Genomic DNA, 14,714 nt, shown 5'->3' with positions numbered 1-14,714 from the left:
TTGGAAGGAAGAGCGATCATGAAGGTAGTCATTGCCCCAGATTCATATAAGGAAAGTTTAACAGCGCAGGAGGTTGCCGAGGCGATTCGAGTGGGATTTGCTGGCGTATTTCCGGACGCGGAGTACCGGCTTTTGCCTGTGGGCGATGGCGGGGAAGGAACGATTGCGATTCTTGCGGCGGCGTCTGGTGGCGTGGTGGAGGAAGTGCGCGTGTCGGGGCCGCTGGGGGATGTTGTGACGGCGAAAATGGCGTTTAGTGCGGATCGGACGCGTGCGTTTATTGAGATGGCGGAGGCGTGCGGCTTGCATTTGGTGCCGCTTGCAAAACGTGATCCGCTCGAGGTGAGCACGGCGGGTGTTGGCGAGTTGATCAAGCATGCTCTGGACGCGAAGGTGCGGGAAATCGTGATTGGTGTCGGCGGAAGTGCCTCGCATGACGGCGGAATCGGCATGGCTGCAGCACTTGGCGCGCGATACTATAATTTACGTGGTGAGCAGCAGACTCCGATTGGTGCGAATTTGAGTGCGATTAGCTCGGTTTCGCTGACGGATCTCGATTCGAGGCTCACGGAAACAACGATTCGGATTGCGGCTGATGTTGAGAATCCACTATGTGGCGAGAACGGCGCGGCTGCTGTTTTTGGACCGCAAAAAGGATTGGTGCAGGACAAGATTGCGAGCATTGATAACGCGATGCAAGGCTTTTATTCGATTTTTGAGCATGATGTACGCACGTTGCCAGGAAGTGGTGCTGGTGGCGGAATGGGCGCTGGTTTGATGCTATTTACAGGTGCAAAATTCGAACCGGGAATTGAGCTAGTTTTGCGGGAGTTGAAGATGGAAGAAGCGTGCGCGGATGCTGATATTATCGTAGTTGGCGAGGGTCGCATGGACGGTCAGACTGTTTTTGGAAAAGCGCCGATTGGTGTTGCCAACTGTGCGCCTGAAAACGCGACGGTAATTGGGATTTGTGGTAGTATTGGAGATGGAATTGAAGCGGTTTATTCGAAAATAGATGCGGTGTTTCCGACGATTGCAACAGCTGGGACGCTCGCTGAAATTTTGCCTAAAACGCGTGAAAATATCGAACGAACAGCCCGAAATGTGGCGGTTCTGCTGAAGGGGAGAATATAGTGAGACAGTTAGAAGCAGTAATTTTTGATTTAGATGGAGTCATCACAGACAGCGCGCACTTTCATTATTTGGCTTGGAAGCAACTAGCAGCGGACATTGATATCGAGATCGACGAGGCGTTTAATGAGACGCTAAAAGGAATCAGCCGGATGGATTCGCTCGACTTGATTTTAGCAAAAGGTGGACGTGAAAAAGACTTCACATTGGAGCAAAAAGAGGAATTGGCGGCGAAGAAAAATGCGCATTACGTGGAGTTGTTGAAAGACTTGTCTCCCGCAGATATCTTGCCGGGCATCAAGCCATTGCTCGACGCGATTCGCGCGGCAAACTTGAAAATCGCCTTAGCTTCGGTTTCTAAGAATGCGCCAATGGTTCTTGCGGCACTTGGCTTGACAGATAGTTTCGACTACCTAGCCGATGCGGCAAAAATCACGCATTCCAAACCAAATCCAGAAATCTTCCTAGTAGCAGCAGCTGGACTTAGTGTGGAGCCAGCAAATGCAGTCGGAATCGAGGACGCACAAGCTGGTGTGGAAGCCATTAAATCCGCTGGTATGAAAGCGATTGGCGTTGGAACAGGGCTCATCGGGACCGACGAATTAGTCAGCGATACATCGAAATTAACACTAGCAATGATTCAAAAAGTATTCCAAATTTAATATAAAAAAGTAGCGTGAAAATCGGATTTCGCGCTACTTTTTTGCTTAGTTTGGGTAATAAATAATCATGCTCAGCCGACACACATCCGCACTCGCATTCGTATACACATGCTCCTGATCCGCTTTGAAACGAATCGAGTCACCATCTTTAGCCTTCAACTCTTCCCCGTTCGTCGCAATCACAAGCTCCCCTGAAAAAACGTTGATAAACTCCTCCGTACCATCTGGGTGAGGCGTCGATTCAAGCCGTCCATCTGGATCAATCTCCAAATAGTATGTCTCAAAGCGACGTTCACTATCAAACGTAAACATCGGATAGTTGCGACATTTTCCATCATCAGCAATAAGCGGTTCCCGGGTTTTACGATCAATCACTTCATAATCAATCTTCGGTTTCGTTACGAGTTCTGTAAAAGAAACCTTCAAGCCATTCGCGATTTTCCACAGCGTCGATATCGTTGGATTAACGTCCCCACGCTCGATCTGTCCAAGCATACTCTTACTGACACCAGTGAGTTTCGCTAGTTCATCGAGGCTGAGGCGTTTTTTCTGACGAGCTAATTTTAGGTTTTCTGAGACGACGGCACTAATATTATCCACTATTATATCCTTCTTTCGCATTGACAATATAACGCACGTAATGTATTGTATACTGTATAAACGTTATAATATCCTTTTTGTGTATTATATCATCCGGCGAGAGGAAGGTAAAGAATATGTTCAATATCGCAGCATTTTTATCTTATATATTTTTGACAGCGTACACACCAGGACCAAACAACATTATGGCGATGTCAAATGCGAGTAATGACGGCTTTAAAAAGAGTTTTAAGTTCTGTTTAGGCGTTTTGGCAGGCTTTTTTGTTATTGTGCTGGCTTCCGCGATTTTTAGCGCAGCGTTATATGATTTTATCCCAACGATTGAGCCATTTATGCGTTTTATCGGAGCCGCGTATATTTTATGGCTCGCTTGGATGATTTTACGAGACAAACCGAAAAATCCGAACGCGAAAAAAGTGCGCTTAGATCCAAATTGCTTTTTTACAGGCATGGTGATGCAGTTCGTGAACGTAAAGGTGATTTTATACGGAATTACGACGTTTTCAACGCTTGTTTTGCCGTACTTTAGTGGTGTGTTCCAAGTGTCGCTTTTCATCTTAATTTTAACTATCGTTGGCTTTTCAGGGACATGTTGCTGGGCGATGTTTGGTTCGATTTTCAGCAAGGTATTGGCAGAACATAAAAAAGGCCTGAACATTGTAATGGCGCTATTACTTGGTTACTGCGCGGTCTCGATTTTGGTGTAAAAATGTGTATTGTATTTTAGCACGCGAAGTAGTAAAATAAACTAGATATGCAGAGTTCAAAATACTGCGAGAAAAGGGAGAAAAGGCATGCTATTTAGTACGACGACATTTTTATTTGTATTTTTACCAGTTGTGTTAGCTATTTATTTTATCACGCCGAAAAAATTAAAAAACATCATGTTATTGCTAGCCAGCTTATTTTTTTATGCGTGGGGAGAACCGAAATTCATCTTTGTTATGTTACTTTCGATTGCGCTTAACTATGTGTTTGGACTGCTTGCGGACAAGGCGAAGCGGGACGGGAAGCACGGCAAGTTAGTCATTGCATTGATGGTTATCGGGAACCTAGCTGTTTTAGGGATTTTCAAATATGCGAACTTTGTTGTGTTTAATTTGGAAACATTGTTTGGCACGAATTTTGAGTGGACGGCGATTGCGTTACCGCTCGGAATTTCGTTTTATACATTCCAGGGGATGAGTTATGTGCTGGACGTTTATCGTGGCGACGGTCGCGTGCAGAAAAATCCGCTAAATATTGCGCTATACATATCGCTATTTCCGCAACTTGTGGCGGGACCAATTGTTCGATATCAAACGGTTGCCGATCAAATTGAGAGTCGAAAAGTCGATCTTAGCTTATTCACGAGTGGAGTTAAGCGTTTTATTATTGGCTTGGCGAAAAAGATGTTTATCGCAAATAACTGCGGACTTGTGGCGGATCAGATTTTCCAAAGTCAGGGTGGCGGTTTATCGGTCGGAACGGCGTGGATTGGTCTGATTTTCTATTCACTGCAAATTTTCTTTGATTTCTCGGGATATTCCGATATGGCGATTGGGCTTGGACGAATGTTCGGCTTTAAATTCCTCGAGAACTTTAACTATCCATACATCGCGAAATCGGTATCAGAATTTTGGCGGAGATGGCACATTTCACTTGGAACGTGGTTTAAAGATTACCTCTATATTCCACTCGGCGGGAATCGTGTTTCTCCTATTAAGGTATACCGAAACTTGGCGATCGTCTGGCTGGCAACAGGGATTTGGCACGGCGCAAGTTGGAATTTCCTACTTTGGGGCGCGTATTACGGACTATTTATCATGCTCGAAAAAGCCTTTTTAGGTAAAGCATTATTAAAAATTCCTGCGGCGTTACAACACGTGTATGCACTCATCGTCATCATCTTCGGTTGGCTTCTATTCCGAATCGACAACGTGAGCGATATTTGGAGTTACCTGGGTTCGATGTTCGGTTCTGGCGTATTTTGGGATGCGCGTGCGACGTATTATATGCATGAATATGCAGTTGTCCTGATTGTCGCAATTATCGCATGTACTCCGCTCGTGAAGAACTTATTTGCTAGTGAAAAATTACTCACATTCATGCAAGGTCATCGAATATTGTATGCAACAAAAGATGTGGCGACGCTTGCCATTCTTGCTTTCATTTTCATATACTCCGTCGCGCTTGTTGTAGGCTCGACCTTCAATCCATTCATTTATTTCAGATTTTAAAACGTTAGGAGAATCACTGTGAATAAAAAACTATTCAACATATTACTATCGGCAGGATTTCTACTCTTTATTTTCGGCGTCTTTTTCTTCTACCTTTTTGCTGGGAAAAATCAAGTTTCGATTTTGGAGAGTCGCAATTTGGCGCAAAAACCAGAATATAGCGCGGATGCAGTGACGAGTGGCGATTATATGAGAAAATGGGATGTCTTTTTTAACGATCAGTTCCCACGTCGCGATGCATTTACAGAATTGAATATGCGTGTGAATCAAGTCGCGCTAGGTCAAGATGTGTATAAAGATGTATACGTGGCGCCAGATGGCTATTTATTAACAAAAGTGGAACAATATACGAAGGCGGATGCGGATAAAATCGCTGAGCGTGTGAACAATGTCGGTAAAATGTTGCAAGCACAAGGTGTTTCCACAAGCCTAGTTGTCGTTCCAAATAAGTCAACGGTGTTTGAAGATAAGTTCCCGACATACTATCCTAGCTTTGGACGTGATGGCTACGAACGCTTGATGCCGCTCATTAATAAAAAATACGTACAAAATATCGACGTTTCGAAAGTCCTTTACAAAAATAAGAACGAAAAAAATATGTTTTTCTACACGGATCACCATTGGCAAGCTAAGGCCGCATTTCTCGCTTCGGAAAAAGTAACGAAAGCGATGAACCCAGGCGTGACGCAGTTGACGAAGGATGATTGGACGTGGCAATTAGAAGGATTGCCATTTTACGGTTCGGATGCTCGGAAAACGACGTCTTCACTCGTTTCGAAGTCGGACCAAGTGATGGTTGCCACGCAGAAGAATTTGAGCGCACCGTATAAGTTGGATGTTATTACGGAACAGCGCGATTCCTTGTATGTCAAGAGCCGTTTAACAGACCCCGCAGTGTATGCAAATCGTTACACGACCTATATTGGGACGGATTATCCAGAGGTGCATATTAAAACACCAGATCCGCTGACACAGAAGAATTTGCTAATTTTCAAAGATTCCTATGCGAATGCATTTATTCAGTTTATCGCGCCGTACTATGCAAATGTACACGTACTCGATTTGCGCTACTATAAAAATCTAGACTTACATGCATACGTGAAAAAATACGAGATTGACCAGGCGTTGTTGTTTTTCAATAATAATTCGATTTATGCGACACCACAATTAACAACATTCAACTAGGAGGCGAAGCAATGTTAACGCAAGAAACGATCATGCAAGTCGCGACAAGTGAGGCAAACGCAGGAGATTTTCCAAAAGTTGTGCAAGGTTTCAAGGCGGCCGGCGTTGTGAAATATGATTACCTCGTTGAAACTGGAATGTACGTTTTCTGGGATGCAGAGGGTACAAAAGTCGAAGCGCAATTAAACGGCGTACCGAAAAGTGTGGCTGCGAAATCATCCGCAACTGGAATAAAGAACGCAGTCAAACAAGCACAATCTGGCAAAATTGATTTCGAGCAGTTTTGCGAGTTGGCAGGCGCGGCAGGTGTTCCAGTTTGGCATTCGGATTTGGCTGAGATGATGGTCACATATGAAGACGGTGCTGACATGGTATTACTACAAGAACCGATTCCAACCGTTAAATAAACATGAAAAAGAGATGGCTCAAGTTGAGAATCTCTTTTTTCATATGTATAATTTTAATAAATAAGGGTATAAGGTAATAATGTCGAAGGGGACATGGAAGAGGGGGAAATTAGCGTATGCATTTGCTGATTATTGGTATCATTCTTCTTGGAATTGGACTTTTTATTTTTAAACCGCAAAATCGTGAGGAGTAACATAATAAAACTCTAGAAAACCGATGAAAAAATCGGCGCTCTAGAGTTTTTCTATTTCTCGTATAAAAGACAACTAAGATAGGCAAACAGCAATCCGTCCGTCTTACGTAGCGACAAGTTCGTCAATTCCTGAAATTTATCGATCCGGTATTGAATCGTGTTGCGATGCATGAATAAGGCTTTCGCGGTCATGCTCAGATTCCCTTGCTGCTCCCAAAGTGCTTTAATAAGCGGTTTCCAAGTCTCGTCTTTCTCAAAAAGCTGGCCGATTTCCTGTGCCAGCAAACTGTTCGTCAATTGTGCGGCAATCATCGGCAGGCAATTGGATTCAACGGTTTGCACGAGCTGATTAGAATTTTGGCGGAATAGGCGTTGTTCCTCGGCAAATAAGTCTCGGAGCAGCGCCGTTTTCTCGTGGAACAAGCCCATAAAAAAGTGAACCGGGATATAAAAATCACTTTCAAGCGTTGTTGCGATGGCATCGAGTTCTTCTTCACCGAGCAAAGAGCCTGCAATTTTTTCAATCAGAACACCGTAATCTTCGGTCAGCATGAGGATTTCGGTATCTTGCGCGAAGAAGCTGACCAACGCTTTTTGCCATTCGAGTACTGTTTTTTTGGAAGGGGCTGCGGATTGGATTTGGAATTGGATAATTCGATAAAAATGCGGCTCTGTATGGATTTCTAGCTCGTCTTGCGTGAATAGTAAAGCATGCCATTCTGTGAGTCGTTCGTTTTTGAAAACGGGTGCTGGTGCTTGGAAAAGGGTTTGCAGCAACGCGGTTTCTTCTGGTGTTAGCGTTTTCTTTGGAATCGCGAAATAATATGGATTCGCATAAAAGAAGAGGTGCGTTGAATTTATTTTTAACGGTTTTTCGGAATATGTAAGGTCGGGATAGCGCTCTTTCAGTTTTTTTATTTGCATCGTTCTAGCCTCGCTTTCTACTATATTTATTGTGTCAAAACCGCTTGTTAAAGTCAAATTTGATTGCGGTGGGAACTTATATTCGTTATAATGAGTAAAGTTGATAACGCAACCATTTTGCGATTGGAAAAGAGGAAAGCTATGGTAAAACAATATGAGATTATGGCAAAATCGATGTCGATTGTGAATCGGTGTGGAAATACATTTAAATTAGATCGGTTAAAGAAGTATGGTCTGGGTGTTGGGCAGTTACGCTATATTGCGACGCTCTATCGTTATGGTGCTATGTCACAAGATGAGATTGTGAAGCGTTTTATGGTGGATAAGGCGAATGTGGCGAGACATATTCAGCGATTAGAGGAGTTAGGCATGATCCGCCGTGAAGTGAATCAGCAGGATAAGCGTAAACATATTGTTTATTTGACGGATAAAGGGCGATTGATACAACCGGTTATTGAGGAAACGATGCAGGACTGGTCTGATATTCTGACAGAAGGTTTCTCGGAGACCGAAAAGGAACAATTGATTCATTTATTGTTGCGGATGGTGGATAATGTGCAAAATCATGAAAAGGCGGGTGAGTAGATGAAGGAACAAAGTAAGCGCTTAGGTGAGGATAAAATTGGCTCGCTGATGTGGCGGCTGTCGGTTCCGGCTTTTATCGGGATGTTCGTGATGGGCATGTACAACATTGTCGATACAATTTTCGTGGCTCGGGGCGTTGGTTCGCTTGGTGTCGCGGCGCTCTCCATCGCGTTTCCTGTGCAGATGATTATGATGGCGATGGCCGCAATGTTTGGAATCGGCGGGGCGTCGATTATTTCGCGGGCACTTGGCGCTGGAAAAGGTGAGGAAGCAAACCGGGTGTATCATCAGGTGATTTGGCTTGTTGTCATCTCAAGCTTGGTGTTGGCGATTATCACGTTCATTTTCCTTGATCCACTGGTGACAATGTTTGGCGCGACGCCGGAGATTCACCAGTACGCAAAGGATTTCTTGCAAATTTTGCTGCTGGGCTCGGTGTTTCAAACCTTTGCGATGGCGATGAATAACATTGTTCGTTCGGAGGGAAATGCGAAAATAGCGATGTTGACGATGATTATTTCGGCCGTTTTGAATATGATTTTGAATCCGATTTTTATTATGGGGTTGGATATGGGAATTCGTGGCTCGGCTTTTGCGACGTTGATAGCGCAAGCGGTTGGCGCGATTTGGCTGTTGATTTACTTCCTATCTGGAAAAAGTTCGCTGACGTTAAAAGGATTCCGCTTCTATATTGACTGGAAATTATCGGGGAGCATTATGGCGATTGGTTTCCCGTCGTTTATCATGATGTCAGCTGGGAGTATCGTGTCGATTTCGGTCAACTGGATGCTCAATATTCATGGTGGGACGATGGCGATTGCGGCGTATGGCGTGGCGAACAGAATCGCGTCGTTCATGATTATGCCGATTAATGGGGTGACACAAGGGATGCAACCGATTGTCGGCTTTAACTACGGCTCACGAGAATATAAACGCGTGGTGAAAGCAGTGAAACTATCAATTGTTGCGGCGACTGTAATGTCCGTCGTTGCTTTTGCGGTGGTGGAACTGTTCCCAGACCTTCTAGTCAGCGTCTTTACGGATGATAAGCAATTGCTAAAAGATGGCGCGCATGCGGTGCAAATTGTCTTGTTAGCCGCGCCAACGATTGGTTTCCAGATTGTTTGCGGGGGCTTGTATCAAGCGTTAGGCCGGGCGCGGATTTCCTTCGTCATTTCGCTTATGCGTCAGATTATTTGCTTGATTCCGCTACTCTTAATTTTGCCGAATTTCTGGGGATTGGATGGCGTCTGGTATGCCTTCCCACTCGCAGATGTCGGAGCGTTCACCGTTTGTTTGATTATCATGTTGCGGACGTGGCGTGGTTTATTTAAAAATCCAGAAATGGTTTAAAAGGAGGAGATGACTATGTCTGAAATCATTACATCTTATTGGGAAGCATTTGCAAAGGAACAGGGCTTAGATTTGGCTTGCCCAGATGCTTGGGCGTTTGGTTACGGAGCTGAAATGGCAGATCGGCTGGGAGCGCTTGTAGTGGATGGCGTTAAAACAGCTTCATGCGCGGCGCATTGTGTACATGAAATCGAAGGCGAGCGAATCCCTGAAGTTGGGGAGTATAATATCGTTTTAGATGGGAAAAACGAACCATTAGTGATTATCCGTTATACCGAAGTAGAACTTGTGAAAATGAATGAGGTGTCGCAGGATTTTGCGAGGTCAGAGGGAGAAGGCGATCTTAGCTATGAGTATTGGTATGAGGCACATGTGAGGTTCTTTACGTCGGAATTAGAGCAATTTGGATTGACGTTTACACCGGATTTATTGCTTGTATGTCAGCGGTTTGAAGTGGTTCACGCGAGATAAAAATAAAGTCGTGCCCTCGATGTTCGAAGTAAGGGCACGACTTGTCTTATTTTAATTCAAATTTAGGAACTTCTAAAAAATTAGAAATCGTGACAACCGCAGCACCGAATAAAATGGCTTCTTCGCCGAGGCTGGCTTTTTTGATTTCGATATTTTGTGCGGTCAAATGCGGTAATTGCTGTTTTATTTGCTCTGGGAAATCGGGAATGAGGCGGCTGATTTCGCTATGAATGGCAACCACTTTTGGGTTATAGAGGGTGATAACATTATGAACGGCGATGCTCAAATAGTCCACCATATTCTCGATTAGTTTCGTAGCAATCGAGTCGTTCGCAGCATAGGCGCGGTATAGGTCTGGAATGATAGCTTCCGGATTTTTTGTGATGTCGCGATAGGTGTCTAAAATCACTTTTTCAGAGCTGTAGGTTTCAAGACATCCCTTACCACCGCATGTGCAATGATTTCCGTTTGCCTGGACAATCATGTGACCAATCTCGCCGCTGAGGCCGTTTTCGCCAGTGTAAAGCGTGTCGTTCGTGATGATTCCGGCACCAACTCCGGCGTGAATACTAATGCAAACGAGGTTATGGTATGCGCTATGCTTGGCGTGTTCACTGAGTGCGAGCAGATTCGCTTCGTTTTCTAGGAAAATCGGATAGTCGAAGTGTTCTTGCAAGGTTTCGGCTAGCGGGAAATCGGTGAAATCATAGGCAGGCGTGAAGTTGATCTGGTTGTTGTGGACAATACCGTGAATTGCGATGGTCATACCAACGATGCCAAAAGGTGATTTTGGAAGCTTCGCGGTGATTTCTTGGATGATGGTGACTAAATCAGAGGTGATTGTTGCTTTTTCTATGGTTCGGAAGGGAAGCAACTTACGATTTCGGATGGTGCCATCTAGGTAATGAATCATCGTATCTATGTAATCGTAGCCAAGATCCACGCTAATCGCGAAACCCGCGGCTTTATTTAGCTCGAGCATAATCGGTTTGCGACCGCCTTGAACGGTACTTTCGCCGATGCCAACTTCTTTAATTAGTTTTTGTTCAATCAGACTTTTGACGATGGCGGAAACACTTGCTTTGTTTAGGCCGATTTTTTCGGAAAGATTCGCGCGTGAAAGCGGACCGTCGTTAACGATGACACTCAAAACCGTGCGTTCATTGGCTTCTCTAATTCCAGTTCGATTTGCAAACATTGTGGTACCCCCTTGTTCTCTTATCTATTGTAGCGATAAAAGAAGGCTTTGTCGAATAAGAAAGCGCTTGACAAAATGTTACGTTCGTATTATTATGGTGTTAGTTAGTTTATCATGCTAACTAACTTGATGAGGAGGGACCGATAATGAAATTTACAGATGGTATTTGGCTCGTAAAAGAGGGTTTTGAAATCCAGAATCCGAAAGAAGTATTTGACTATAGTTTGAAAGCGGATACAGTTACCGTTTTTGCTCCTTTTAAAAAAATTAAATCGCGTGGGGATACGTTAAATCTTGGTTTGATGACGACGGAAATTAGTTCGCCGCGAGAAGACGTGTTTACGGTTCGTTTGAAGCATCATGATGGCGGAGAGCGTAAGTCGCCTGCATTTGGGATTAACGAGCAGCAAGTTGCTTTGAAAACGACGGATGATGAGAAAGCGATTACAATCCAAACCGGTGATTTGAAAGTTGCGATTGATAAGGGAAATTATGCGTTATCTTTTTATGGAAATGGGCATTTTTTGACGAAATCGGATGTGAATGGCCAAGGTTACGTTACGTCTGCGAATCAGAATTACATACGCGAACGGCTTGATTTGGGCGTTGGAGAGAATATTTATGGACTTGGCGAGCGCTTCACGAACTTTGTGAAGAATGGCCAGACGGTAGATATTTGGAATAAGGATGGTGGCACGAGTAGTGACCAGTCATACAAGAATATTCCGTTTTTTGTGAGTAATAAAGGCTATGGCGTATTTGTGAATCATCCCGAGCATGTGTCGTTTGAGGTTGGTTCGGAGCATGTGTCAAAAAACCAGTTTAGTGTTGCGGGTGAGACGCTTGAGTACATGATTATTTACGGTCCGACGATGGAGGGAATTCTGCGGAAGTATACGGATTTGACTGGGAAACCTGCATTGCCGCCTGCTTGGTCGTTTGGTTTATGGCTCAGCACGTCGTTTTGTACGGACTATGATGAGGCGACGGTGAATTCGTTTATCGACGGGATGAAGGAGCGCGATATTCCACTTGATGTGTTCCATTTTGACTGTTTCTGGATGAAGGATTTTGAGTGGTGTAATTTTGAATGGGATCGTCGCGTTTTCCCGGAACCTGAGAAAATGCTCGCGAACTTGAAGGCGAAGGGTCTGAAAATCTGCGTTTGGATTAATCCGTATATTGCTCAGAAGTCGGCGCTTTTTGCGGAAGGTAAGGAGCATGGCTATTTCATCAAAAATAAAGACGGTTCTGTGTGGCAGTGGGATTTGTGGCAAGGTGGGCAAGCGATTGTTGACTTTACGAATCCAGCGGCGTGTGCGTGGTATCGCGACAAGTTGAGTGCGTTGATGGACATGGGCGTGGATGCGTTCAAGACGGATTTTGGTGAGCGAATTCCAACTGATGTGCAGTATTTCGATGGTTCTGATCCTGAAAAAATGCATAACTATTACGCGTATATTTACAATGAAGTCGTGTTTGATTTATTGAAGGAAAAGCGTGGCGAGCAGGAAGCGGTGTTGTTCGCGAGATCGGCAACAGTTGGATCGCAAAAATTCCCGGTTCATTGGGGCGGCGATTGCCTTTCTACGTATAGCTCGATGGCGGAATCGTTGCGTGGCGGGTTGTCGTTTATGCTATCTGGATTCGGCTTCTGGAGTCATGATATTGGTGGATTTGAAGAGGGTGCGACGCCTGATATTTACAAACGTTGGACGCAATTCGGCCTGTTGTCATCGCATAGCCGCTATCATGGAAACGTGGAATATCGCGTGCCGTGGATTTTCGATGAGGAAGCAGTGGACGTGACGCGGAAATTTACGAAGCTGAAAATGCGTTTGATGCCGTACTTGTTCAAGCAAGCGGTGACGGCGCACAAGGATGGTATGCCGATGATGCGTCCGATGGTGCTTTCATATATGGAAGATCCAGCTGCGGCAACGCTTGACCGACAATACATGCTGGGTGAGAATTTGCTCGTAGCTCCGATTTTTAACGAAGAAGGTCGCGGCGAATTTTACCTTCCAAAAGGCAAATGGACGAATATCCTGACTGATGAAGTTTACGATGGTGGCACGTGGGTTAGCGAGCATCATGACTACATGAGTTTCCCACTTTTGGCGAAGGAAAATAGCATTATTGTATGCGGTTCGCGGGATGATCACGCGGAATACGATTATGCGGAAAACCCAACGATCCATGTTTATGGTTTTGAAGCGGCTAGCACAAGCGCAGAAACGGTGATTTACCAAGCGAACGGCACGCAAAAAGCGACAATCCGCGTTGAAAATACCGGTTCTGAAATAACAGTTCACACAGAAGGTTTAGCAAACTACGAAGTCATCTGGCATAAACAACACGAATCGGGTACAAAAATAGTCCAAACATCCGAAAAAACAGTAAAACTATCATAAAAAATCGAGCCCGTCTCTTCATTGAGATGGGCGACTACTAAAAAAGGTGGGAAATTTGATGGAAGCAACAGGAAGAATATCGACGGAACAGCCATTGAAAGCAATGGTGCCATGGAAAGAACGAATTAGTTACGGTTTAAGTGATACAGCATGTAATCTAGCATTTCAAGTTATTTCGACCTATTTAATGTTTTTCTATACAGATGTATACGGACTAAGCGCTGCGGCAGTAGGAACCCTATTTCTAGTCGCGCGTGTCATCGATGCTTTTGATGGACCGATTATCGGGATTTTCATCGATCGTACCAATACACGATGGGGCAAAAGTCGACCATTCTTCCTCTGGTTCGCGATTCCATTTGGCCTCATGTGCGTACTAACCTTTACGACACCAGGCTTTGACGACGCTGGAAAATTGGCATGGGCTTATATCACATATATTTTAGTAGGTATTTTATATTCTTGCGTGAATTTGCCAATCACATCGATTTTGCCAAGTTTGACGAATAACCCGCAAGAAAGAACAGTACTGGGAACAGTTCGCCAATTCGGTGGAACGCTAGGACAAATCATTGTAACCGTATTCACTTTGCCAATCGTAGCAGCACTTGGAAAAGGTGACGACCAAAAAGGCTTTTTCCTCACGATTTTGATTTTTTCGATTGTGGCTGTGGTATTATTACTCAACACTTTCTTCAATACGAAAGAACGGATTGAAAACGTGCAAAAAGTCGTGCGTGTGAAAGATAGTATCCAGGCGATTAAGCGTAACTGGCCATGGGTGATTATGATCTTGATGAACTTCATTTATTGGATGGCTATGACGATGAAAAACCAAACGACGATTTACTTTTTCAAGTATAACTTGGGACGTGAAGATTTGGTGCCGATGATTATGGCGCTCGCGTTTGGGTCACTTTTGACATTGCTGATGACGCCGGCTGTGGCTGGACGATTGGGCAAACGAAACACGATGGTTGGCGGACTTGTTCTGGCGATTATTGGACAAGCGGTTATGGGCATTGGGGCGTATAGCTTGAGCGTGCCGATTATCATTGTCGGTGTTGTGATTAACGCATTCGGAACTGGCTTTATCTCTGGATTGCTTTCGGTTATGCTCGCGGATACTGTCGATTATGGCGAGTGGAAAAGCGGCGTGAGAGCACAAGGTTTGCTGACTTCTGCATCGAGCTTCGGCGCGAAATTCGGAATGGGAATTGGCGGCGCGATGACGGCAGGAATTTTGGCAACAGGTGGTTACCAAGCGAATAAAGTTCAATCTACAAGCGCGCTTCATGCGATTGAGTTCAACTTTATTTGGATTCCGATTGTCGGCTTCGCGATAGCAGCGATAGCGTTGATGTTCTATAA

General features: G+C 44.6%; 14 protein-coding genes. 11 read left to right on the top strand and 3 right to left on the bottom strand.

What is annotated here, in order from left to right; genetic code table 11:
- Positions 1–18 precede the first annotated feature (18 nt).
- On the top strand, positions 19–1,134 hold the full coding sequence (locus HCJ66_RS11915; RefSeq protein WP_187133329.1) for a glycerate kinase: 1,116 nt from the start codon (positions 19–21) through the stop codon (positions 1,132–1,134).
- On the top strand, positions 1,131–1,793 hold the full coding sequence (pgmB, locus tag HCJ66_RS11910; protein WP_187133376.1) for a beta-phosphoglucomutase: 663 nt from the start codon (positions 1,131–1,133) through the stop codon (positions 1,791–1,793). The genes HCJ66_RS11915 and pgmB overlap by 4 nt, the downstream gene beginning before the upstream one ends.
- Positions 1,794–1,838: 45 nt before the next feature.
- On the opposite strand, the gene HCJ66_RS11905 is transcribed toward pgmB, so the two are convergent.
- Positions 1,839–2,393: a helix-turn-helix domain-containing protein gene (locus HCJ66_RS11905; protein ID WP_187133328.1), complete on the bottom strand. Its 555-nt coding sequence runs from the start codon at positions 2,391–2,393 to the stop codon at positions 1,839–1,841.
- Between the two features lie 116 nt (positions 2,394–2,509).
- On the opposite strand from HCJ66_RS11905, the gene HCJ66_RS11900 reads away from it, so the two are divergent.
- The 4 genes from HCJ66_RS11900 to HCJ66_RS11885 all read left to right on the top strand — a co-directional run bounded on the left by HCJ66_RS11900 (position 2,510) and on the right by HCJ66_RS11885 (position 6,204).
- Positions 2,510–3,100, top strand: coding sequence for a LysE family transporter (locus HCJ66_RS11900; protein ID WP_187133327.1), 591 nt, complete (start codon positions 2,510–2,512; stop codon positions 3,098–3,100).
- Between the two features lie 87 nt (positions 3,101–3,187).
- Positions 3,188–4,612, top strand: a complete 1,425-nt coding sequence (locus HCJ66_RS11895) for an MBOAT family O-acyltransferase (protein ID WP_187133326.1) — start codon at positions 3,188–3,190, stop codon at positions 4,610–4,612.
- An 18-nt stretch (positions 4,613–4,630) separates the two neighbouring features.
- Positions 4,631–5,797, top strand: a complete 1,167-nt coding sequence (locus tag HCJ66_RS11890) for a DHHW family protein (RefSeq protein WP_187133325.1) — start codon at positions 4,631–4,633, stop codon at positions 5,795–5,797.
- Positions 5,798–5,808: 11 nt separating this feature from the next.
- Positions 5,809–6,204 (top strand): DUF1398 domain-containing protein, encoded by a 396-nt coding sequence (locus HCJ66_RS11885; protein ID WP_187133324.1) that lies wholly within the window; start codon positions 5,809–5,811, stop codon positions 6,202–6,204.
- 245 nt (positions 6,205–6,449) lie between these two features.
- On the opposite strand, the gene HCJ66_RS11880 is transcribed toward HCJ66_RS11885, so the two are convergent.
- Positions 6,450–7,322 (bottom strand): helix-turn-helix domain-containing protein, encoded by an 873-nt coding sequence (locus HCJ66_RS11880; RefSeq protein ID WP_187133323.1) that lies wholly within the window; start codon positions 7,320–7,322, stop codon positions 6,450–6,452.
- 141 nt (positions 7,323–7,463) lie between these two features.
- On the opposite strand from HCJ66_RS11880, the gene HCJ66_RS11875 reads away from it, so the two are divergent.
- The 3 genes from HCJ66_RS11875 to HCJ66_RS11865 are packed head-to-tail and all read left to right on the top strand — an operon-like array spanning position 7,464 to position 9,731.
- On the top strand, positions 7,464–7,907 hold the full coding sequence (locus HCJ66_RS11875; protein ID WP_187133322.1) for a MarR family winged helix-turn-helix transcriptional regulator: 444 nt from the start codon (positions 7,464–7,466) through the stop codon (positions 7,905–7,907).
- Positions 7,908–9,260: an MATE family efflux transporter gene (locus tag HCJ66_RS11870; protein ID WP_187133321.1), complete on the top strand. Its 1,353-nt coding sequence runs from the start codon at positions 7,908–7,910 to the stop codon at positions 9,258–9,260.
- A gap of 15 nt (positions 9,261–9,275) precedes the next feature.
- On the top strand, positions 9,276–9,731 hold the full coding sequence (locus HCJ66_RS11865; protein ID WP_425489655.1) for an ASCH domain-containing protein: 456 nt from the start codon (positions 9,276–9,278) through the stop codon (positions 9,729–9,731).
- Between the two features lie 46 nt (positions 9,732–9,777).
- Here the strand turns inward: HCJ66_RS11865 and HCJ66_RS11860 are convergent, their stop codons facing one another.
- Positions 9,778–10,929, bottom strand: coding sequence for an ROK family transcriptional regulator (locus HCJ66_RS11860; RefSeq protein ID WP_187133319.1), 1,152 nt, complete (start codon positions 10,927–10,929; stop codon positions 9,778–9,780).
- A 146-nt stretch (positions 10,930–11,075) separates the two neighbouring features.
- On the opposite strand from HCJ66_RS11860, the gene yicI reads away from it, so the two are divergent.
- A complete protein-coding gene (gene yicI / locus HCJ66_RS11855) occupies positions 11,076–13,343 on the top strand; it encodes an alpha-xylosidase (protein ID WP_187133318.1) in 2,268 nt (755 codons plus the stop codon).
- A 58-nt stretch (positions 13,344–13,401) separates the two neighbouring features.
- A partial coding sequence (locus tag HCJ66_RS11850) for a glycoside-pentoside-hexuronide (GPH):cation symporter (protein ID WP_187133317.1) occupies positions 13,402–14,714 on the top strand: 1,313 nt, incomplete at its 3' end.

Origin of the sequence: Paenilisteria portnoyi, assembly GCF_014322795.1 — a bacterium.
Taxonomy (GTDB): domain Bacteria; phylum Bacillota; class Bacilli; order Lactobacillales; family Listeriaceae; genus Listeria_A; species Listeria_A portnoyi.
This window is presented reverse-complemented; position numbering and strand designations above follow the sequence as displayed.

Bases quoted from the DNA above. Each gene is read 5' to 3' on its own strand.
- HCJ66_RS11915 (WP_187133329.1), top strand. From the start codon at position 19: ATGAAGGTAGTCATTGCCCCAGATTCATATAAGGAAAGTTTAACAGCG.
- HCJ66_RS11900 (WP_187133327.1), top strand. From the start codon at position 2,510: ATGTTCAATATCGCAGCATTTTTATCTTATATATTTTTGACAGCGTAC.
- HCJ66_RS11895 (WP_187133326.1), top strand. From the start codon at position 3,188: ATGCTATTTAGTACGACGACATTTTTATTTGTATTTTTACCAGTTGTG.
- HCJ66_RS11885 (WP_187133324.1), top strand. From the start codon at position 5,809: ATGTTAACGCAAGAAACGATCATGCAAGTCGCGACAAGTGAGGCAAAC.
- HCJ66_RS11880 (WP_187133323.1), bottom strand. From the start codon at position 7,322: ATGCAAATAAAAAAACTGAAAGAGCGCTATCCCGACCTTACATATTCC.
- HCJ66_RS11875 (WP_187133322.1), top strand. From the start codon at position 7,464: ATGGTAAAACAATATGAGATTATGGCAAAATCGATGTCGATTGTGAAT.
- HCJ66_RS11870 (WP_187133321.1), top strand. From the start codon at position 7,908: ATGAAGGAACAAAGTAAGCGCTTAGGTGAGGATAAAATTGGCTCGCTG.
- HCJ66_RS11865 (WP_425489655.1), top strand. From the start codon at position 9,276: ATGTCTGAAATCATTACATCTTATTGGGAAGCATTTGCAAAGGAACAG.
- HCJ66_RS11860 (WP_187133319.1), bottom strand. From the start codon at position 10,929: ATGTTTGCAAATCGAACTGGAATTAGAGAAGCCAATGAACGCACGGTT.
- yicI (WP_187133318.1), top strand. From the start codon at position 11,076: ATGAAATTTACAGATGGTATTTGGCTCGTAAAAGAGGGTTTTGAAATC.